Annotated in this window: 18 protein-coding genes and 1 other RNA gene; 14 read left to right on the top strand and 5 right to left on the bottom strand. The window is 66.5% G+C overall.

Annotated features, from left to right (window positions below):
• Positions 1-45 precede the first annotated feature (45 nt).
• The 5 genes from ACSQ25_RS16910 to ACSQ25_RS16890 all read left to right on the top strand — a co-directional run bounded on the left by ACSQ25_RS16910 (position 46) and on the right by ACSQ25_RS16890 (position 3390).
• Positions 46-603: a pilus assembly PilX family protein gene (locus ACSQ25_RS16910; RefSeq protein ID WP_436106834.1), complete on the top strand. Its 558-nt coding sequence runs from the start codon at positions 46-48 to the stop codon at positions 601-603.
• On the top strand, positions 600-1049 hold the full coding sequence (locus tag ACSQ25_RS16905; protein ID WP_436106833.1) for a type IV pilin protein: 450 nt from the start codon (positions 600-602) through the stop codon (positions 1047-1049). The genes ACSQ25_RS16910 and ACSQ25_RS16905 overlap by 4 nt, the downstream gene beginning before the upstream one ends.
• Positions 1046-1603 carry a GspH/FimT family protein gene (locus ACSQ25_RS16900; RefSeq protein WP_436106832.1) on the top strand — a complete coding sequence of 186 codons (558 nt, stop codon included), beginning with the start codon at positions 1046-1048 and terminating at the stop codon, positions 1601-1603. Before ACSQ25_RS16905 ends, ACSQ25_RS16900 begins: the two co-directional genes overlap by 4 nt.
• Before the next feature lie 65 nt (positions 1604-1668).
• The gene (gene ribD / locus ACSQ25_RS16895; RefSeq protein ID WP_436108093.1) at positions 1669-2757 is read left to right on the top strand and encodes a bifunctional diaminohydroxyphosphoribosylaminopyrimidine deaminase/5-amino-6-(5-phosphoribosylamino)uracil reductase RibD; all 1089 of its coding nucleotides are present in this window, start codon (positions 1669-1671) and stop codon (positions 2755-2757) included.
• Between the two features lie 6 nt (positions 2758-2763).
• On the top strand, positions 2764-3390 hold the full coding sequence (locus ACSQ25_RS16890; protein ID WP_436106831.1) for a riboflavin synthase: 627 nt from the start codon (positions 2764-2766) through the stop codon (positions 3388-3390).
• Positions 3391-3426: 36 nt separating this feature from the next.
• Here the strand turns inward: ACSQ25_RS16890 and ACSQ25_RS16885 are convergent, their stop codons facing one another.
• Both ACSQ25_RS16885 and ACSQ25_RS16880 read right to left on the bottom strand, forming a co-directional pair.
• The gene (locus tag ACSQ25_RS16885; RefSeq protein ID WP_436106830.1) at positions 3427-6318 is read right to left on the bottom strand and encodes a M16 family metallopeptidase; all 2892 of its coding nucleotides are present in this window, start codon (positions 6316-6318) and stop codon (positions 3427-3429) included.
• 78 nt (positions 6319-6396) lie between these two features.
• The gene (locus tag ACSQ25_RS16880) at positions 6397-9072 is read right to left on the bottom strand and encodes a two-component system response regulator (RefSeq protein ID WP_436106829.1); all 2676 of its coding nucleotides are present in this window, start codon (positions 9070-9072) and stop codon (positions 6397-6399) included.
• Positions 9073-9432: 360 nt separating this feature from the next.
• Here ACSQ25_RS16880 and ribBA point away from each other — a divergent pair, with 360 nt between their 5' ends.
• From ribBA to nusB, 3 genes are all read left to right on the top strand, one after another.
• Positions 9433-10539 (top strand): bifunctional 3,4-dihydroxy-2-butanone-4-phosphate synthase/GTP cyclohydrolase II, encoded by a 1107-nt coding sequence (ribBA, locus tag ACSQ25_RS16875; RefSeq protein WP_436106828.1) that lies wholly within the window; start codon positions 9433-9435, stop codon positions 10537-10539.
• 64 nt (positions 10540-10603) lie between these two features.
• Positions 10604-11083, top strand: a complete 480-nt coding sequence (ribH, locus tag ACSQ25_RS16870; RefSeq protein ID WP_436106827.1) for a 6,7-dimethyl-8-ribityllumazine synthase — start codon at positions 10604-10606, stop codon at positions 11081-11083.
• A gap of 13 nt (positions 11084-11096) precedes the next feature.
• Positions 11097-11567 (top strand): transcription antitermination factor NusB, encoded by a 471-nt coding sequence (gene nusB / locus ACSQ25_RS16865; RefSeq protein WP_436106826.1) that lies wholly within the window; start codon positions 11097-11099, stop codon positions 11565-11567.
• 75 nt (positions 11568-11642) lie between these two features.
• On the opposite strand, the gene ACSQ25_RS16860 is transcribed toward nusB, so the two are convergent.
• Positions 11643-12191: a DUF4755 domain-containing protein gene (locus tag ACSQ25_RS16860; RefSeq protein WP_436106825.1), complete on the bottom strand. Its 549-nt coding sequence runs from the start codon at positions 12189-12191 to the stop codon at positions 11643-11645.
• Positions 12192-12206: 15 nt separating this feature from the next.
• Positions 12207-13274: a DUF4214 domain-containing protein gene (locus tag ACSQ25_RS16855; RefSeq protein ID WP_436106824.1), complete on the bottom strand. Its 1068-nt coding sequence runs from the start codon at positions 13272-13274 to the stop codon at positions 12207-12209.
• 183 nt (positions 13275-13457) lie between these two features.
• Between ACSQ25_RS16855 and ACSQ25_RS16850 the strand changes: the two genes are divergently transcribed.
• Complete coding sequence (locus ACSQ25_RS16850) at positions 13458-14444, top strand: response regulator transcription factor (RefSeq protein ID WP_436106823.1); 987 nt, start codon at positions 13458-13460, stop codon at positions 14442-14444.
• Positions 14445-14466: 22 nt separating this feature from the next.
• Here ACSQ25_RS16850 and ACSQ25_RS16845 read toward each other — a convergent pair whose 3' ends face one another.
• The gene (locus tag ACSQ25_RS16845) at positions 14467-15288 is read right to left on the bottom strand and encodes a transglycosylase SLT domain-containing protein (RefSeq protein WP_436106822.1); all 822 of its coding nucleotides are present in this window, start codon (positions 15286-15288) and stop codon (positions 14467-14469) included.
• A 574-nt stretch (positions 15289-15862) separates the two neighbouring features.
• On the opposite strand from ACSQ25_RS16845, the gene ubiD reads away from it, so the two are divergent.
• The 5 genes from ubiD to recR all read left to right on the top strand — a co-directional run bounded on the left by ubiD (position 15863) and on the right by recR (position 20784).
• Entirely contained in the window at positions 15863-17347 is a 1485-nt protein-coding gene (gene ubiD / locus ACSQ25_RS16840; RefSeq protein WP_436106821.1) for a 4-hydroxy-3-polyprenylbenzoate decarboxylase, read from the top strand.
• A 68-nt stretch (positions 17348-17415) separates the two neighbouring features.
• Positions 17416-17514: signal recognition particle sRNA small type (ffs, locus tag ACSQ25_RS16835), an RNA gene on the top strand.
• Between the two features lie 148 nt (positions 17515-17662).
• Positions 17663-19804, top strand: a complete 2142-nt coding sequence (locus ACSQ25_RS16830) for a DNA polymerase III subunit gamma/tau (RefSeq protein ID WP_436106820.1) — start codon at positions 17663-17665, stop codon at positions 19802-19804.
• 43 nt (positions 19805-19847) lie between these two features.
• Complete coding sequence (locus tag ACSQ25_RS16825; RefSeq protein WP_436106819.1) at positions 19848-20174, top strand: YbaB/EbfC family nucleoid-associated protein; 327 nt, start codon at positions 19848-19850, stop codon at positions 20172-20174.
• Positions 20175-20193: 19 nt separating this feature from the next.
• The gene (recR, locus tag ACSQ25_RS16820) at positions 20194-20784 is read left to right on the top strand and encodes a recombination mediator RecR (protein ID WP_436106818.1); all 591 of its coding nucleotides are present in this window, start codon (positions 20194-20196) and stop codon (positions 20782-20784) included.
• Positions 20785-20813 lie beyond the last annotated feature (29 nt).

The following is a 20813-nucleotide window of genomic DNA, read 5'->3' as shown; positions in this document are numbered from 1 at the left end:
GGCGTCGCGCTGCTGACGGCGCTGCTGTTGATGCTGGCCGTCCTGATGACCAGCATTGCCGCGGCGCGCACGGCGATCAGCGGTGCGCGGGCGGCCGGGCATGAGCGCGACCGCATGCTGGCATTGCAGGGCGCGATGGCCGCGCTGGCGGACGCCGAACACGACATCGAAGGCGGGAGCGACCCCGGGTCGGCGCGCGCTGCCGCCTTGGCGAACGGGGCGGTGGCGGCATTCGCGGACGGCTGTCGCGGCGGCGCCCCCTATGAGGGCCTGTGCGAATACGCGCCGGATGCCGGCACCATCTTCGCCGCGCTGGCGGACGAGGCCGGGCCGGCGGTCGTCCTCGGCAGCTTCACGGGCGCCCATATCCCGGCAGGCGAGGGCGGACTGGCGGCCCAGGCGCCGCGCTACCTCATCGAGCGCATGCCGTCCGCATCCGGATCGCTGCTGTACCGGGTGAGCGCGCTCGGCTTCGGCAGTGCGGCGACGACCCAGGTGGCGCTGCAGGCCTACTACCTGAAGCTGCCCGCTGCTGGTACACCGGGCGGGCCCGGCATCCGCGTCGGCTGGCGCGAAATCGGCAATTGGCGGGAGGGAAGATGAGGACACAGCGCGGATTCACACTGGTCGAGCTGCTGGTCGTGCTGGCGATCGTCTCGATCCTGACGGCCTTCGCCTACCCGAACTACTCCCGCCATGTGGTCAAGAGCCGGCGTGTCCAGGCGCAGCTGGCGCTGGTCGATACCATGCAGAAGCAGGAACAGTACCGCGCGCTGCACCACACCTATGCCGCCTTCTCCGCGGCGTCCACGGATGCCGACAGCCGCCAGTTCCGCTGGTGGATCGGGGCGCAGCCGGGCGACAGCGCGTACGAGCTCGACGGGCGTGCCTGCGCGGGACAGCTCATCAGCCAGTGCATCGAACTGCGCGCCCGGCCGGGCACCGCGAACGTCGACACCGGTTTCAGCGATCCCGACTGCGGCGTCCTGAGCCTTGCCAGCAGCGGGGCGCAGGGCGCGAGCGGGGCGGCGCCGCGCTGCTGGCCATGAGGCGCAGCCCGCCCAGGGGCGCCACGCTGGCGGAACTAGCCGTGGTGCTCGCCGTTGCCGCCGTGCTGTTTGCCGTCGCTGCGCCAGACCTGGGTGCGCTCGTGCGCGCCCAGCAGCTGAAAGCCGCCGCCGGCGAGCTGCGCGACGCCATCCTGCATGCGCGGGCGCAAGCCATTGCCCGCCAGGAAAAAGTCAAGCTGATGCCGCGCGACCCGCTCGGCGCCGACTGGACGCAGGGCTGGACGGTGTTCATCGACCGCGACGGCGACCGCCAGCCGGGCGCGCCTGACGAGCTGCTGGCCATCCACGGGCCCTTGCCGCAAGGCATGCGGATCGGCTTTTCCTTCACCAGCTCAGCGCCGCCCCAGTACATCGCCTACAATGGCGCCGGACGCAGCTGCAGCGACACCAGCAGCGCCGCAGCGCGGCTCGGCACCCTGTCGCTGTTCCACGGCGGACAGACCCGCCGTATTAAAATCAATATGCTCGGGCGCGTACGGCTGTGCAATCCGGCGCGCGACGCGGGCTGCGAGGGCAGTGAAGCGCCGCCCTGAACTGGACAGCGGAACAGAAGACTTTGGCACACGACACGGCACAGATCCTCAACGATACCCACGGCATGGCGCTGGCACTCGCCTGGGCCGCGAAAGGCATGTTCATCACCGCGCCGAATCCCCGGATCGGCTGCGTGATCGTGCGCGACGGCGTCGTCATCGGCGCCGGCCACACCCAGCCTGCCGGGCAGGCGCATGCCGAGATCCAGGCCCTGCGCGACGCCCAGGCACGCGGCAAGGACGTACGCGGCGCCACCGCCTACGTCACGCTGGAGCCGTGCAGCCATTACGGGCGCACGCCGCCCTGCTCGGACGCGCTGGTGCAGGCCGGCCTCGGGCGCGTGGTGGCGGCCATGACCGACCCCAATCCGCTGGTCGCCGGGCGCGGCCTGGCCCAGCTGGAGGCGGCCGGCATCGCGGTGACCTCGGGCGTGCTGGCCGACCAGGCCCATGAACTCAACATCGGCTTCTTCTCGCGCATGCGGCGCGGCCTGCCCTGGGTGCGCCTGAAGCTCGCGGCCAGCCTGGACGGCGCCACCGCACTGGCCGGCGGCGAGAGCCAGTGGATCACCGGGCCCGAGGCGCGCGCCGACGGCCATGCCTGGCGCGCCCGCGCGCAGGTGATCCTGACCGGCATCGGCACGGTCAAGGCCGACGACCCGCAACTGAACGTACGCGGCATCGACACGCCCATGCAGCCGCGCCGCGTGATCGTCGACAGCCGGCTCGAGATTCCATTCTCGGCGCGCATCCTGCAGGGCGAGCCGTGCTGGGTCGTGGCCGCCGTCGAGCTGCCCGAGAAGGCGGCGGCGCTGCGCGCGGCCGGCCATGAAGTCCTGGTGCTGCCGAATGCGCAGGGCAAGGTCGACCTGCCGGCCCTGCTGCGCGAACTCGGGCGCCGCGAGATCAACGAAGTGCACGTGGAAGCCGGGTCGAAACTGAATGCCTCGCTGGTGCGCGAAGACTGCGTCGACGAGCTGCTGGTCTACCTGGCGCCGAACCTGATCGGGCCGGGGCAGGGCATGTTCGAACTGCCGCCGCTGGCGCGCCTGGCCGACAAGCGCCGGCTGCGCTTCCACGACCTGGCCCGGGTCGGCGACGACATCCGCATCCTGGCCCGCTTCATCCAACCTGACACCAACACTGAGGAATAAGCTCCTATGTTTACTGGAATCGTCGCCGCCGTCGGCAACATCACCTCGGTCACCCCCCTGGAGGGTGGCTCGTTCGCGGGCGTGCGCCTGGAAGTCGACGCCGGCCCGCTGGCGCTGGCCGACGTCGCGCTGGGCGACTCGATCGCCATCAACGGCGCCTGCATGACCGTCGTGGCCAAGACCGACAAGGCCTTCACCGTGGACGTCTCGCGCGAAAGCCTGAACAAGACCGTGGGGCTGGAAGCCACCGGCGAAGTCAACCTGGAAAAGGCATTGACCCTGGCCGAGCGCCTGGGCGGCCACCTGGTGTCCGGCCACGTGGACGGGCTGGGCGTGGTGCACAGCTTCGAGCCGGTCGGCGAATCGCGCGAACTGGTCATCGACGCGCCCTGGGAACTGGCGAAGTTCCTGGCCTATAAAGGGTCGGTGGTCGTCAACGGCGTGTCGCTGACGGTGAACCGCGTGGAAGACATCGCTGGGGATGGGGACAAGCTGTGCCGCTTCTCGATCAACCTGATTCCGCACACGATCGAGGTGACCACGCTGAAGCACCTGAAAGCCGGATCGAAGGTCAACCTGGAGATCGACCTGATTGCGCGCTACGTGGAGCGCATGCTGTCCGCAAAAGGGTGATTCATACGGCGGTCGGCATTGCCGACCACATGGCATTCAACCGCCCGGTACCGCGGTCTTGGCGCTGGACACCGCCACCGTCTCCACCGCCTGTGCCTTCTCCGGATTCAACACTACCTGCACGTAATTCTGCTCATTGAAGTAGCGCCGCGCCGCAATACGGATATCTTCCGCCGACAGCGCCTGCACCTGCTTCTCGACTTGCAGGATCGCTCCCGGATCGGTCCCTTCACTGAGCGCCGTCTGCAGATGCCCCAGCCAGTAACCGTTCTCGCGCAGCGAGCGGCGGTGATTCTGGATCCAGTTGCTCTTCACTTTCTCCAGGTCGGCCGCTTCCGGCCCCTCGAGCTGCAGCTTCTTGATTTCGGCAAAGGTCGCGGCGATCACCTTGTCCACGTGTTCCGGCCCGGTCGGCAGGGTCACGCCGATGGAGTAGTTCCCGTAGGGGATCTTGCTGAGCACGCCGGAGGCGCCGCCGCCGTAGATCAGCGCCATCTTCTCGCGCAGCACGTCGATGATGCGCAGGTTTACCACTTCGAGCAGGGCCGACAGGCGCAGCTGCTCGGCTTCGGTGAACTCGGCCTGGCCGGTGAAGGTCAGCGAGATCGTGCTCTTCGGCTCAGAACCGCTGCGCACCTCGCGCTTGACCACCCCCGTCGCCGGACGCAGGCCGACGTCGCGGAAAGCCACGGTGAGCTCGGGCGTGGGCAGGCTGCCGAGGTAGGCCGCCAGCAGCGGCTTGATCGCGGCCGTATCGAAACTGCCGACCAGGATGAAAGTCAGGTCGCGGGCGCTGGAGAAGCGCTGGCGGAAGATGTCGATGCTGCGGTCGAGGTCGATCTGCTCGTACTCTTCGGCCTTGAGCGTGCGCGGCGCCCGCGGGTGGTTGTTGTACAGCGCCGCCATCACCGCGTCGCCGAAGCGTGCACCGGGCTGGGCGGTCTGGTTGCGGGCCTGCTCGGCCTGTTTGCCGACGTAGGAGCGGAACAGGTCTTCGTCGCGCCGCACGCCGTGGAACTTCAGCCAGGTGAGCTGCAGCATGGTCTCGATGTCGGTCGCGCCCGAGGCGCCCACCACCACGTCGGTGTAGTTGGCCAGGCCGACGTTCACCTGCGCCGCCTTGCCGGCCAGGATCTTGCGCATGTCGAGCGGGCTGAAGTCCTTCACGCCCATGCTGGCCACGATCGCATTCGCGAAACGCGCGTTCAGGATGTCCTGGTCGCTGAACAGGCTCTGGCCGCCGAAGCGGGCCGCGCTCATCATGACCTGGTCGTTGCGGAAGTCGGTCGGTTTCAGGATCACCTTGACGCCGTTCGACAGCACCAGGTGGGTCAGGCCGAGCGCCTTGTCATGCGACTCGGCGACGATACGGCCGGGTGTCGGCGGGCGCTCCATCAGGCGCGCCGCGACGGCTTTCTCGTCGTGCGGGCGCAGCTCGGCGCGCTGGGCCGCCGCCACCGCCGCCAGCAGCTGGGCGCCCTGCGGCGTCTCGGGGCGGGTCACGCCGGTGTACAGCACCAGCTTGCCGGACTCCAGCGGGATGGTGCGGCGCGCATAGGCGTTGAGTTCATCGAGCGTGATGCCGGGCACCAGCTGCTTCACGTAGCGGTATTCGGTGTCGATGCCGGGAATCGCTTCCTGCTGCAGGAAGTTGCGGATGTATTCGGCGGCATAGGTGCCCGAGTCGCTCTTGGCGCGCTCGTTCCAGGCCTGCTCGTAGTCGCGCATCAGGCTTTTCTTGACGCGCTCGAGTTCCGCGGCGCTGAAGCCGTGGCGGCGGGCGCGCTCGTTTTCTTCGACCAGGGCGGTGAGCGCCGCCTCGGCGCCGCGCGGACCCAGCGCGGCCGAGGCGTTGTAGGAACGATAGCGCGGGGTCAGCTTGCCGAGCGAGCTGCTGGCGCCCATGAAGGGCGGCTCCGGCAACTGGGACAGCTCCCCCAGGCGCTGGTTGAGCATGGCGGAAAACATGGCCTGCACCAGGTCGTCGCGGTAGGCGCGGATGGTGCCCGCCTCGACCACAGGCTGGACCGGGTAGCGGATCAGCACCGCATTGCCGGTCGCTTCCTGGTCGGTGACCACCAGTGCCTCGGTGGCCTGGCGCGCCGGGATCTCGGCATAGGGGCGGGGACGCGCCGGCTTCGGGTTCTTGAGATGCGCGAAATGCGCCTTTACGAGCTTTTCGGCGCGCGCCGGGTCGATGTCGCCGACCACCACGACCGCCATCAGGTCGGGGCGGTACCAGTCGCGGTAAAAGCGCGTCAGGGCTTCGGGCTTGAAGTTGCGCAGCACGTCTTCGGTGCCGATCGGCAGGCGCTCGGCGTAGCGCGAGCCATTGAAGATCGCCGGCATGATCTGCTTGCCCATGCGGTCCGAGGCGCCTTTGCCGAGGCGCAGCTCTTCGAGCACGATGCCGCGCTCCTTGTCGATGTCTTCCGGGTCGAAGCGCAGGCCGTGGGCCCAGTCTTCGAGTACCTGGAAGGCCTTGGCCACGTGTTCCTGCTTGTCGGTCGGGATCGGCAGGATGTAGACGGTTTCGTCGAAGGACGTATAGGCGTTCAGGTCGGCGCCGTAGCCGACGCCGATCGTCTGCAGGTAGGACACCAGCTCGTGCTTGCGGAAGTTGGTCGAGCCGTTGAAGGCCATGTGCTCGACGAAGTGGGCCAGGCCGCGCTGGTCCTCGTCCTCGAGGATGGAGCCGGCCTTGACCACGAGACGCAGTTCGAGCTTGCGCTCGGGACGGGCATTGCGCTGGATGTAGTAGGTGAGGCCGTTGGCCAGCTTGCCCACCTTGACTTGCGGGCCGATCGGAATCGGCGCGTCCAGGCGCAACGGTGCCGCGTCGCGCGGCGCGGCGCTGGCGCTGCCGGCCAGCGATTGCGCGCACAGCAGCGCGGCCAGGCACAGGCCGCGCACGAAATTGTTGCTCATCTGGGATCCGATTCTAAGGACGAGCAGGCATTCTACCGCGCATGGCGGTAGATACTGTTGCGCTGTCGTGTATGTATGTCAAACCGCGACACGCCCCTTGGCAAGCAGCTGCGCCATTTCCTGGGCCGGCACCGGGCGGCTGTACAGATAGCCCTGCATCACGTCGCAGCCGATCAGGCCCAGGAAGTCGCGCTGGCCGACCGTCTCCACGCCCTCGGCCACGACCGACAGCGACAGGCCCTGGGCCAGCGCGATGGTGGCCTGGGCGATGGCGGCGCTGCGCTGCTCGGTGGTGATGTTGCGCACAAAAGTCTGGTCGATCTTGAGCTTGTCGAGCGGGAAGCGCGACAGGTAGCCGAGCGAGGCATAGCCGGTGCCGAAGTCGTCCAGCGACAGCGACACGCCCATGGCGCGCAGCTCGGCCATCTGCCCCTCGGCGGCGGCGCTGTCGCCCAGCATCACGCTCTCGGTCAGCTCCACCTCCAGGTAGCGCGGCGCGAGGCCGCTGTCGGCCAGGGCCTGGCGCACGATGCCGCTCACCGAGCCGGCCTTGAACTGGCTGGCCGAGACGTTGACGGCCACCCGCACCGGCGGCAGGCCGGCGTTTTGCCAGGCCTTGTTCTGGAAGCAGGCCTGGCGGATCACCCACTCGCCGATCGGGTGGATCAGGCCGGTGTCCTCGGCCAGTGGGATGAAGTCGCCCGGCGGTACCACGCCGATCTCGTCGCTGCGCCAGCGCAGCAGCGCTTCCATGCCGACCACGCTGCCGTCGATGCGCGACACCTGCGGCTGGTAGTGCAGGGCCAGCTCCTCGCGCTCGATGGCGCGCCGCAGGCGCGTCTCCAGCGCCAGCCAGCGCAGCGCCTGGGCATTCATTTCGCCCTTGAAGAAGCGGAAGCCGTTGCGTCCCGCGCCCTTCATGTCGGTCAGCGCGGCATCGGCGGCCTTGAGCAGGTCGCCGGGCGCATTGCCGTCGCGCGGGAAGATGCTGATGCCGACGCTGCCGGTAACCACCACGTCGTGCCCGCCCACCTGGTGCGGCTGGGCGATGGCGTCGATCAGGCGGCGCGCGGCCAGGATGATGTCGTCGGTGTCCTTGCAATTGGTGAGCAGCAGGACGAATTCGTCGCCGGACAGGCGTGCCAGGGTGTTGGTCGGGCCGGCGATCTCGCCGACCCGGCGCGCCACCTCGCGCAGCACCGCGTCGCCCGCGGCGTGGCCGAGGCTGTCGTTGATGCGCGAGAGGCGGTCGACATTGAACAGGAGCAGGGCGAGCTGGCCGTCGCCCAGGCGCGCGGAGGCCATCGCCTGCTGCAGGCGGTCGTTGAACAGCGAACGGTTCGGCAGCAGCGTGAGCGCGTCGTGGTTGGACAGGAAGTCGAGCTGGTGGTGCGCGGCCTTGAGGGCCGACAGGTCGGTCGAGACCGAAACGTAGGCGGTCAGCTTGCCGGATTCGTCGCGCACGGCGCTGATGCTGAGGCGTTCGGGATAGATTTCACCGTTCTTGCGGCGGTTCCAGATTTCGCCGCGCCACTGGCCATCGCTTTCCAGGCAGTTCCACATGCTCCCATAGAAGGCCTCATCGTGCCGGCCCGAGCGCAGGATGCGCGGGTTCTGCCCGATCACTTCGGCCTCGCGGTAGCCGGTGATCTGCTCGAAGGCCGGGTTGACGGCGACGATGTTGGCATGGGCATCGGTCATCATGATGCCTTCCTGGGTGCTGTCGAACACCTGGCGGTTCAGTTCGAGCCGGTGCTGGCTCTCGCGCAGCGCCTTGTCGGCGTCGGCGCGCGCCAGCGCCTCCAGCTGCAGCTGGGCGGCGTGGCGCTGGACCACGTCGTACAGGTTCAGGTTTTCGTAGGCCACCGCCAGCTGGGCGGCCAGCGCGGTGGCCCAGCGTTCCTCTTCTTCGGTGAAGGCGGGGGCGCCGGGGCGGCGTGCGCAGTACAGCCAGCCGTGCGGATGCTGCAGGTCGTGTACCTGCAGGCCGAGGAAGCTGCCCATGGCCGGATGGCAGGACGGCATGCTGCCGAGCATGGGATCGCCTTCCGCCATGCGCAGCGGCGCGCGGGCGCGCAGCAGCATGCCGGGCAAGTGCCCTTCATCGAGGGCGTGCGCCGCCAGCAGGCTGGGATCGAGCGACCAGGTGTCCAGGTGGCGCACGTTGCGCTCGTCGCGGTCGAGCAGGCACAGCGCGGCGCAGTCGGCATGCAGGACGCGCCGCGCGGCATCCAGGAAGGAGGCGGCCAGGGTCTCGACGCGGCGCTCGCCGATCAGGGCCAGGCACATGCGTTCCAGTTCGGCCAGGCGGGCGCCGAGGTCGAAGGGCAGGGCGCGCTCGCTTTCCGGCGCCAGCTGCGGCACCGGCAGCGGTGGCTCGCCCTCGAGTACGCCCAGTTCGGCGCCGATGGCGTCGAGGATCTGTTGCGGGTCGGCCGGCTTGGGCAGTACGGTGGCGACGCCGCAGCGCGCCGCCATCGCCTTGGTCTCGTTTTCGGCGTAGACGGCGGAAAAGAAGATCACGCGGATGCTGCGCAGGTCGGCATCGTGGCGCAGCTGCTGGACCAGCTCGTAGCCGTCCATGACCGGCATCAGGATGTCGGTGATGATCAGGTCGGGGCGCCGGGCGCGCGCCAGCGCCAGCGCCTGGGCCCCGTCCTCGGCCTCCAGCAGGCTGTGGCCGGTAAAGCCGAGCAAGGCATTCAGGAAGGCGCGATTGCTGGGGCGGTCGTCGACGATCAGGATCGTAGCCATTCAGTGCCGCCTTTCCGGGGAAAGCGGACAGTGACTGAAGGCGTGCGGAATGACCGTCATGTCAACTCCAGGAAATGGCCGAGCGTCGCGAGGGAAAGTTCCCGGCGACACCCCAGGCCGCGATGTCATCATCATAATCGAGTCATGCGTGGGCATGCCAGCTTGTTGCGTGCAAGAATCTGAGCTTAACAATTCCATGTGCACAAATGTACGCGAATTGTTGCATGTTGCTCTTCAGCAACAAGTGTTGACGAATGCGCAGCGCTGTGATGGAGCGGGTCTTGCTTTGCTTCGGTTGAAAGACAGTAAATCCTTTAAAATAGCGGATTACGCAAACACCGCCGTTTCAAGGAAATCCGTATGTCTATCTCCAGCACCGAAGAAATCGTTGCCGAACTGCGCGCAGGGCGCATGGTCATCCTGGTCGATGAAGAAGACCGCGAGAACGAGGGCGATCTGGTGCTGGCCGCCGACTTCGTCACTCCGGAAGCGATCAACTTCATGATCCGCCACGCGCGCGGCCTGGTGTGCCTGACCCTGACCGAAGAGCGCTGCGACGAACTGGCGCTGCCGATGATGACGTCGAAGAACGGCACCTCCTTCGGCACCAACTTCACCGTGTCGATCGAAGCGGCCGAGGGCGTGACCACCGGCATTTCCGCCGCCGACCGCGCGCGCACCATCCAGGTGGCCGTGAACAAGGGCACGACGCCGGACGACCTGGTCCAGCCGGGCCATATCTTCCCGCTGCGCGCCCAGAAGGGCGGCGTCCTGATGCGCGCCGGCCATACCGAAGCCGGCTGCGACCTGACCGAGATGGCCGGCCTGACCCCGGCCTCGGTGATCTGCGAGATCATCAAGGAAGACGGCACCATGGCGCGCCTGCCGGACCTGATCGAATTCGCGCAGGAACACAAGCTGAAGATCGGCACCATCGCCGACCTGATCCATTACCGCAGCCAGAACGAAAGCCTGGTCGAGCGCGTGGCCGAGCGCCCGCTGACCACGCCGCATGGCGATTTCAAGCTGGTCGCCTACCGCGACAAGCCGAGCGGCGCGGCCCACCTGGCCCTGGTGCACGGCGAGCTGTCGCGCGACAAGGAAGCCCTGGTGCGCGTGCACCAGCCGGTCTCGATCCTCGACGTGCTGGGCGATTGCGCCTCGACCCACTCCTGGGACCTGGCCTCTGCCATGAAGGCGGTGAAGAAGGGCGAGAGCGGCGCCATCGTGCTGCTGAACTGCGGCGAAACCGCCGACCAGCTGTTCGCCCAGTTCGCCCCGCGCGACAGCGGCCCGCGCAGCGCCCGCGCGGCTTCGATGGACCTGCGCACCTACGGCATCGGCGCCCAGATCCTGCGCAACCTCGGCGTCGGCAAGATGCAGCTGCTGGCAAATCCGCGCAAGATGCCCTCGATGACCGGCTTCGACCTGGAAGTCACCGGCTACCTGCCGCAGCCGAACGCCTGACGGCGCGCGGCCACCGACCAATACCCACTAATATATATACACATTCGAGAAGAAGAGGTCAGCCATGACGGTAGGAACTTTTGAAAGCAATCTGGCGGGCGATGGCCTGCGCATCGGCATCGTGCAGGCACGGTTCAACGCCGACATCGGCCACGGCCTGCTGTCGTCCTGCCTGGCCGAACTGAAGCGCATGGGCGTCGCCGACGAGGACATCCTCCACATCACGGTGCCGGGTGCGCTGGAAGTGCCGCTGGCGCTGCAGAAAATGGCCGAGACCCAGCAGTTCGACGCGCTGATCGCGCTGGGCGCGGTGATCCGCGGCGAGACCTACCACTTCGAGCTGGTGTCGAACGAGTCGGGCGCCGGCATCACCCGTATCGGCCTGGACTACGGCATGCCGATCGCCAACGCAATCCTCACCACCGAGAACGACGAGCAGGCCGAAGCCCGCATGGCCGAGAAGGGCGCCGACGCGGCGCGCGTCGCGGTCGAGATGTCGAACCTGCTGTTCGCGCTGGAAGAGCTGCAGGCTGAAGAAGAATAAGGAAGGGAAGCACATGACTGAGAAGACCACGCACGCCAACCCGAGCAAGAACCGCACGCCGCGCCACCGCGCGCGCGAGTTCGCGCTGCAGGGCCTGTACCAATGGCTGCTGAACAATGAGCCGGCCCGCACGGTCGTCACCAACATCCGCGGCGCGCACGGCTTCGAGAAGGCCGACGCCGAGTTCTTCAGCGAACTGCTGAACGGCGCCATCGCCACCTCGGTCGAGCTGCGCGAAGCCATCGCGCCGCTGATCGACCGCAGCGTGGCCGAGCTGTCGCCGATCGAGCACGGCGTCCTGCTGCTGGGCGCCTACGAGCTGAAGAACCACCCGGAAATCCCTTACCGCGTCGTCATCAACGAAGCGGTCGAGCTGACCAAGTCCTTCGGCGGCATCGACGGCCACAAGTACGTCAACGGCGTGCTGGACAAGCTGGCCTCGACCCTGCGCCCGGACGAAGTGGGAGCCGACGCGCGCCGCTAAGCCTCATCGCTCTAATATAAATAGAGAAAGCCACCGTGGCGCTGCCCGGTGGCTTTTTTTTGCTGCTGGCGCCGCTTACGCCGCTTCGTTCACTTCCTGGCGCAGGATTTCCATCCACCTTTCCAACTGGCGCTGGACATCCTTGACAGGGAACTCGATATGCCATTTGGGGTGGTCCACATCCCTGACCTGGATAAAGAGGCCGGTATTCGCGCGGTTTTCACGCTGCTGCCGCAGATTCTCGGCCACCGCCACCATCCCCGCGGTGACCGAAGGCGAGGACCTGATCATGCCGCCGGTGGCGATATTGGTTTCCCATGAGCGAATGTGCGCGAATGGATACACCTTGTATTCGCCGTTGGAGATCAGGTGGACCTCCTGCCTGGACGAGTCGAGGGCGATGCCGGATTTCTCATGGAAATGATTGTAATGAAAACCCGACAGGCGCTCCCTCAGGGAGTTGTCCGCTGTCGGCTTGCCGGGACCCTTTATCGCCTTGATCAGCAGCCATGCGGCCCATGCCAGCAGGCCGAAGCCGAACAGCTTGGAGGTGGCCGAGGAAAATGAGCCCAGGGTATTGAGTCCGACAAAGGCGAGAAGGGCAGGGAACAGGTATTTTTTCATCGTTGCCGTCCGCGATCAGAGGGGGAATTTGCAGCTCAGGCCGTCGATACCCGCTTCGATGCCGGGCGTGAGGGCCGAGGACAGCGCCGCATATTTCGGGGAGGTCGCCTTGAAATCGAAGTGGGCCATGGCGGCATCATGGGTGTCGATCGCCATGAAGAAGCTGTCGGAGGCGCCGGCCGAGACCTTCGAATAGACCGGGAAGCGGTAGGGCGACTGCAGCGTCCTGGTACTCGTGCCCGCCGCCAGGCTGATCTTGCCGTCCGCGGCGATGCTCAGCGTGCATTCGGTATTGCCGAACGTGGTCTTGCCCTTGATCGTCCCCACCATGCACTGGTAAAACTCCCCGGACTGGACCGCATTGGCATCGGGGCAGGCCGCCAGGATGGCGACGCTCAAGGCCGGAAGCGGGACCGGCGGCTTGTAGACGGTGTAGTAGAAGCCGCTGCCGATGCTGGGTGCGAGCAGGGCCTTGTTTTCCGGGCTTTCGCCGAAGGAGGCCAGGACGCTCGGCGGACTCGCCTGTCCCTTGTCCAGCACGCTTACCCAATAATCGTAGCCTGCCTGGTCGGGCGCGCGATGCAGCACGTTCTGGTAGAACTTCCCGACCATGTCCGCATTGCTGGGACGGGCGCCGTACAGCGCGGCAAACTCCTGCGAGCCGACGAAACCCGCGGCGACGGCGTCGAGCGACATGCCCTTGTCCATCTGGTCGATCCAGTAGCCGAGGCCTTCGTAGTCAGGCGTCCGGTTGAACGCCGCCTGGTAGATCCGGTAAGCCTTTCCCGCCGTGCCATCGATATCGAAAGCGATGGCGATGTCGGTGAACAGCAGGCGCTTGGGCGCGACCAGGTTCACCACGCCTTCCTGTCCGACCAGGTCGGTAACGCTGACGCCGTCCGCGGTCTTGGCGAGGGTGTAATTCGCGCGCTTTCCGTTGAAGGTCGTCACACCGGTCGCGGCGGTGGTGGTCGCGAGCGACCTGCCGGATTGCATGCCGACGCCCTGGGGCGCTTCGGGGCCGCCGCAGGCGCTCAGGGCCAACATGGCAAGCAGGGGGAAAGAGAAGCGGGACAGATTCATGGCTATTCCTGGATGAAGGGTATGCATGAATTATCCTGTGTTACCAATCTACTAATCCATGGAACGAATGTACTAAGGCATGCGCCATGAATTGCATCTTTTTCAACATGGGCCTAGCATGGTGACTTTTAATCACCGTGCAAGATTTGCTTCTTGTTATTTGCGATGAACCAGCATGCCAGCTTGATCCTGAGCCTGTACGAGATTGCCCAGCACACAGGGCAGGTCGAGTGCAAAGAAGAAATGATCAAGGAGATCAAGCGCACCCTGTCATTCGATGCGGCCCTGATTGGCGACCTGGGAATCTTCGGCGACCGGCTCATCCCGATCGGCGCCTACTTGCACAATGTGCCGGCCGAACGGCTTGCCGAGCGCCAGAGCATGCTGGGCGAGGAAATCATCTCGTCCGACGGACGGGTCACGACCCGTGATCCGGCATTGAGGGCAAGCTTCGGCAGGCGCGGAAACAGCGTGGCAACCGACATCGCGCGCAGCACGCAGGATCGTGCCGTGCTTGCCTATTGCCGCAAGTTCGAGACGGCCCATTCGCTGACCTTCGTCTCGGATCGCAAGGTCTCGGGGCGGGTTACCGCGATTTCGTTCTGGCGCGCGTCCCGGCGTGCCCGCTTCAGCGACGATGCGGTCGCGCTGGCCGACCTGATGCTGCCGCACCTTATCCAGGCGCGCCAGGTCAACGAGCGGCTGACGGCGCATTCTGCACAGGCGCCTGCGACAAGCGTGATCAGCGACCTGAGCGGGAAGGTGTATTTTGCGCACTACGACGCCATCAGCCTGTTGCAGGAAGAGTGGCCGCAATGGTCGCCGCCGCTGCTGCCCGACGAACTGGTCGCCGCCTTGCGCTCGGATCGTACGCAGAGCTACCTGGGCCGGCGGCTCGCCATACGCGCCCGGGTTGAAGGCAGCGTGCTCAATCTGTCGGTAGCGCGGCGTGTGTCGGCGGCATCGACGCTCACGCCGGCCGAACTGCGCAGCGCCACGCTGGCGGCCCGGGGGCTGCAATACAAGGAGATTGCCAAGCAGTTGGGGCTGTCACCGAGCACGGTACGCAATCAGCTCAGCAGTGCCTACCGCAAGCTGGACGTCGCCAACAAAACCAGCCTGTCGCGTGCGCTGATGGAGGCCGGAATCCTGCCGCACCCATGCGCCTGAAACAGGCGTTCGTTGCGACGCCTTACAGGGTTGCCAGCGCTTCCGAACCGTGGCTCTCGGCCTTGGCCGGCTCCGGGGTGACGACAGGGGCGTCGGCCGGGGCGGCTGTGGGAGCTTGCTTGACCACGGCCGTTTCCGGCAGCGGGCGCGGGTTGGTGGTCGGGACCTTGTGGCCCTTGGCGACCTGCTTCAGGCGCTTGTACTCGGCCAGCACTTTGGCGCCATAACCGGAATCGCTTTCCATGTCGGCGGCGCCGACATAGGTCTTCAGGCCGCCTTCGACGGAACCGGTGCGCTTGACGTAATCCTTCAGGATCAGGGCGCCGACCTTGATGTTGGCGACCGGATTCAGGGCGGCTTCCTGGCCGCCGACCTTTTCGAACTTGTCATGGTGGACCTTGGCCATGACCTGCATCAGGCCCTTGGCGCCCACCGGGCTTTCGGCGAAGGGGTTCAGGCCCGATTCGATCGCCATCACCGCCAGGATCAGGAGCGGGTCGAGCTTGACCTCGTGCGCCGTCATGTAGGCGGTCGAGACCAGCATGTTGGCGGCGTCGCTGGCGACGCGGTAGCGCTTGCTCAGCCAGGAGGTGACCCATTGCTGCTGCTTGCTGTTGCCGAGGTGCTGGGTGCCGGCCTGGGGCGCGGCTGCGGTGTCGGCTGCTTCGGCGACGGCCGCGAGCGCCGGCGCCGGAGCGGCTGGGGCGACGGCGACGACTTCAGGCTCGGGATGGAGCATGTCCGAGACGCGCTTGGCGACGTCTTCGTTGGTATAGAGCAGCGCGAGCATCGCGACTGCCGAGAGACCGAATACGGTCAGGGTATTGCGTGCGGTGTTGAACATACCGCGTGCCGCTTTGCTCACGGAAGACAACGTGACTGGCTGGCTGGCCATGGATTGCACGAGCCTTGCGCTCGTGATGAAACGATGGATCATCGAATTCCCCTTGTCGCGGCAAAAAGTGTCCTGTCACGGCTGTCTAAGAAGACGCGCTGTGTCGGGTAACTGAATGCCGTGCATCAGAAATATCGTAGGTCGCCGCGGTGCGGCCGACTAACGCCGTCATTGCTTTGCTACAGCTGGCTGCTTTCAAACCCGTGCGGGTGGAACCAGTGGCTCAACAACTGTCTCGGGGGGTTGGGCAGACGCCCAGTGAAAACACTCCTTAAAATGTCATATGGGGCCCCGACCCCGTGAATGCATGAGAACAGATAGAATCACGTCGAAACGAATGCCTGCCTCATCAAGTAGGACGGATTCTAGTGGGTCCTTTATACCAAGTCAACCCTAGCACGATCCGCTCTTATTACTTTTAGGTCTGATTGCCAAGCCGAAATTTTAGAAAGGCTTGCTAAATCAACTACTTGGCATGGTGCCTTGAACAAGCTTCTACTGACGAGATAACGATCAAAACTTGATGAAATATTCAGATTTGCGGGACTTTATGGGCCAGCTCGAGAAAATGGGCGAGCTGAAACACGTTGGCGTACCGGTGTCGCCCCACCTCGAGATGACGGAGATCTGCGACCGTACCCTGCGCGCCGAAGGGCCCGCGCTGCTGTTCGAGAAGCCGACCGGCCACACGATCCCGGTGCTCGGCAACCTGTTCGGCACCCCGCGCCGGGTGGCGCTCGGCATGGGCGCGGACGACCTGGGCGAACTGCGCCAGATCGGCCACGTGCTGGCGCGCCTGAAGGAACCTGAGCCGCCCAAGGGCTTCAAGGACATCATGGGCCTGGGCTCGCTGGTCAAGGCGGTATGGGACATGGCGCCGAAAGAAGTGCGCGGCGCGTCCTGCCAGGAAATCGTCTGGGAAGGGCAGGACGTGGACCTGGCCAGGCTGCCGATCCAGCACTGCTGGCCGGGCGACGTCGCGCCCCTGATCACCTGGGGCCTGGTGATCACCAAGGGCCCGCACAAGAAACGCCAGAACCTGGGCATCTACCGCCAGCAGGTGCTGGGCCGGAACAAGGTGATCATGCGCTGGCTGGCGCACCGCGGCGGCGCCCTCGATTTCCGCGAGCACGCGCTGGCCAATCCCGGCAAGCCGTATCCGGTCGCGGTGGCCCTGGGCGCCGACCCGGCCACCATCCTGGGCGCCGTCACGCCGGTGCCGGACAGCCTGTCCGAATACCAGTTCGCCGGCCTGCTGCGCGGCCAGCGCACCGTGCTGACGAAAGCCATCGGCAGCGAGCTGCGGGTGCCGGCATCCGCCGAGATCGTGTTGGAAGGGCATATCTACCCGGACGCGAACCACCCGTCCGGCTTCGAACACGCGCTGGAAGGCCCCTATGGCGACCATACCGGCTATTACAATGAGCAGGACAGCTTCCCGGTGTTCACGATCGACCGCATCACGATGCGCCGCGACCCCATCTATCACTCGACCTATACCGGCAAGCCGCCCGACGAGCCGGCGGTGCTGGGCGTGGCCCTGAACGAAGTCTTCATCCCGCTGCTGCAGAAGCAGTTCAGCGAGATCACCGATTTCTACCTGCCGCCGGAAGGCTGCAGCTACCGCATGGCGGTGGTGCAGATGAAGAAGCAGTACGCCGGCCATGCCAAGCGCGTCATGTTCGGGGTCTGGAGTTTCCTGCGCCAGTTCATGTACACCAAGTTCATCGTGGTGGTGGACGAGGACGTCGACGTGCGCGACTGGAAAGAAGTCATCTGGGCCATCACGACCCGGGTCGACCCGACCCGCGACACGGTCATGGTCGACAACACCCCGATCGACTACCTCGACTTCGCGTCGCCGATCAGCGGCCTGGGCAGCAAGATGGGCATCGACGCCACCAATAAATGGCCGGGCGAGACCAACCGGGAGTGGGGCGTCCCGATCGCCATGACGCCGGAAGTGAAGGCGCGCGTGGACGACATCTGGGGGCAGCTGGGCATCTGATCACGGCGCGCTGCGAGGGGAACCGGCTCAGGTTCCCCTATTTCCCGCCGTGAGGTATAATGACTGCTGGCGGGCCCCTGCGCATTGCGGCATGGTTTACCTGGTCAGGTCGGGAACGAAGCAGCCAAAGCCGTTCACCGCAAGTGCCGCAGATCAGGCTCGCCTCCTTCTTCTCTCTTCCTGTTGTACCCATCCATTCCTTGTTGAACGCAGCTGTCGAACGCTGTGTCGCTTGTCATGCCTGATGGAATCTTGTTGTTGCCGGGCAGTCCATGGAATGTTCGCGGCAGTCGCCAACTGCGGTAAAATCCCGGCATGTCCTATCAAGTCCTCGCCCGCAAATACCGTCCCAAGAACTTCGAAACGCTGGTCGGCCAGGAGCACGTCGTCCGTGCCCTGACCCATGCGCTGAAAACGGGCCGCCTGCACCACGCCTACCTGTTCACGGGAACGCGCGGGGTCGGCAAGACGACGCTGTCGCGTATCCTGGCCAAGTCGCTCAACTGCGTCGGCCCGGACGGGCGGGGCGGCATTACCGCCGAGCCCTGCGGCGTGTGCGAAGCCTGCCGTGCGATCGATGCCGGCCGCTTCGTGGACTACATCGAGATGGATGCGGCGTCCAACCGCGGCGTCGACGAGATGGCCCAGCTGCTGGAGCAGGCGGTGTACGCGCCGAGCAATGCGCGCTTCAAGGTCTACATGATCGACGAGGTGCACATGCTCACCAACCATGCGTTCAACGCGATGCTCAAGACGCTCGAGGAACCGCCGCCGCACGTCAAGTTCATCCTGGCGACCACCGACCCGCAGAAGATCCCGGTCACGGTGCTGTCGCGCTGCCTCCAGTTCAACCTCAAGCAGATGCCGCCGGGCCACATCGTCGGCCACCTGGAGAACATCCTCGGCCAGGAAGGCGTGAGCTTCGAGCAGCCGGCCCTGCGCCTGCTGGCGCAAGGCGCGCACGGCTCGATGCGCGACGCGCTGTCGCTGACCGACCAGGCGATCGCCTATGCCGCCGGCCAGGTGACCCTGGATGCGGTGCAGGGCATGCTGGGCGCGCTCGACCAGTCCTACCTGGTGCGCCTGCTGGATGCGCTGCTGGCCCAGGACGGCGCCGACCTGATGGCGGTGGCCGATGAAATGGCCAGCCGCAGCCTGTCGTACAACGGCGCGCTGCAAGACCTCGGCACCCTGCTGCACCGGATCGCGCTGGCCCAGTCGGTGCCCGCGGCGGTGCCGCAAGACCTGCCGGAACTGAACGACATCCTGCGCCTGGCCCAGGCCTTCGACGCCCAGGAAGTGCAGCTGTATTACCAGATCGCGGTCCACGGCCGCAACGAGATCGGCCTGGCGCCGGACGAATACGCGGGCTTCACCATGACGCTGCTGCGCATGCTGGCCTTCCGTCCGGGGCAGGGCGGTGCCGAGCAGGTGGCAGCGCCGGCGGCGGCTGCGCCGGGCGCGGCCCCGGCGGCACGGGCGGCGGCGGTGGCCGCGGCCAGCCATGCTGCAGTGGCGCCTGCAAGGCCCGCTGCTCCGCCGCCGGTCCAGGCAGCGCCGGCACCCTCGGCCCCGGCAGCATCGGCGCCAGCCCCTGCCATGACCTCGGCGCGCGCCGCGATCAATGCGGCGCTGGAAGCGGCCCGCGCCGCATCCGGCAGCCGGAATGGCGGCGGCGCCAAGCCGCGCCCCGAAGCCCCACCCCCACCGGCGCCGGCCGCACCGGCCGCCGCGCCCGCACCGGCCGCGCCGCCGCCGGCGCCGGGTCCCGCGGCCGCGCTGCAGAGCGCGCCGGCAAGCCGTCCGGCAGCCGGCGGCACGCCGCCATGGGAGCAATCCCAGCCGCAAGCCGTCCAGCCGCCGCAGATGCAGGCACAGCAGCCCCAGGCGCGCATGCAGCAGGCTCAGGCGGAAGACGAGCCGCCTTCCTGGGTCACCGAATTTTCCGACGACACCGCCGTCGCCGCCGATGCACCGGCGGTGGTAACTGCGCCGGCCCCCGCACAGACGCGGGCCCCGGCTGCGCCGCCGCATGCCTACGTCGTCACCCCGGTGCCGGCCATCGGCTGGGACGGCAACTGGCCGGCGCTGGCCGCCGGCCTGCCGCTGCGCGGCGTGGCCCAGCAGCTGGCCCTGCAGACCGAGCTCATTGAATGCATCGCCCACGAACAGGCCGCGACCTTCCGCCTGCGCGTGCCGGTCGACACGCTGCGCGCCAGCGGCAACAGCGAGAAGCTGACCGCCGCCCTGCAGGAGCGCTTCCCGGCGGTGCGCGTCAGCCTCGATACCGAGATCGGCCCGGTCTGGTACACGGCCGCGGCCGAAGCCAAGGCCGCGCGCGAGGAGCGCCAGCGCCAGGCGGAAGCCCTGGTCGCCGCCGATCCCTTCGTGCAGGCGATGGAGCGCACTTTCGACGCCTTCGTCGTGCCCGGCTCGGTGAAGCCGGCGGCAGCCTGACCCATTTGAACAAGCTATTTGATACTTACCGGAGAAACCGACCATGATGAAAAACCAGCTCGCAGGCTTGATGAAACAGGCGCAGGCCATGCAGGACAACATGAAGAAGGCGCAGGAGCAGCTGGCTCTGATCGAAGTCGAAGGCCAGTCGGGCGCAGGCCTGGTCAAGGTCGTGATGACCTGCAAGAACGACGTCAAGCGCGTCACCATCGATCCTTCGCTGCTGGGCGATGACCGCGACATGCTGGAAGACCTGGTCGCGGCCGCGTTCAACGACGCCGTGCGCAAGGCCGAAGCCACTTCCGCCGAGAAGATGAGCGGCCTGACCGCCGGCATGCCGCTGCCGCCGGGCTTCAAGATGCCGTTCTGAGCACGAAGAAAAGGCTCCCATGTCGAAATCGCTCGACTTCCTCACCGAGGCGCTGCGGCGCCTGCCCGGCATTGGTCCGAAGTCGGCGCAACGCATGGCCTTCCACCTGCTGCAGCATGACCGCGAAGGCGCGGCCATGCTGTCGCGGGCGCTCTACCAGGCCGTGGACACGGTGCATCACTGCGCCATGTGCAATACCTTTTCCGATACCGAAGTGTGCGATCTGTGCGCCGACGAGGCGCGCGACCGTTCGCTGCTGTGCATCGTCGAAACCCCCGCCGACCAGATGATGATCGAGCAGACCCTGACCTTCAAGGGCCTGTACTTCGTGCTGATGGGACGGCTGTCGCCGCTGGACGGCATCGGTCCGCGCGACCTGCACCTCGACAAGCTGGTCGGGCGTGCCACTGATGGCGTGGTCGAGGAAGTGGTGCTGGCAACCAACTTCACCAACGAGGGCGAAGCGACCGCCCATTACATCAGCGAAATGCTGAAGGCGCGCGGGCTGAAGGTCAGCCGGCTGGCGCGCGGCGTGCCCGTCGGCGGCGAGCTCGAGTATGTCGATGCCGGCACGATAGCGCGCGCCATGCTCGATCGCCGCAGCGCATAATTCCCCTGACACGACGACCCGGTAGCAGG

The sequence above is a fragment of the Massilia sp. LjRoot122 genome, assembly GCF_964252725.1.
Taxonomy (GTDB): Bacteria; Pseudomonadota; Gammaproteobacteria; order Burkholderiales; family Burkholderiaceae_D; genus Telluria.
This window is presented reverse-complemented; position numbering and strand designations above follow the sequence as displayed.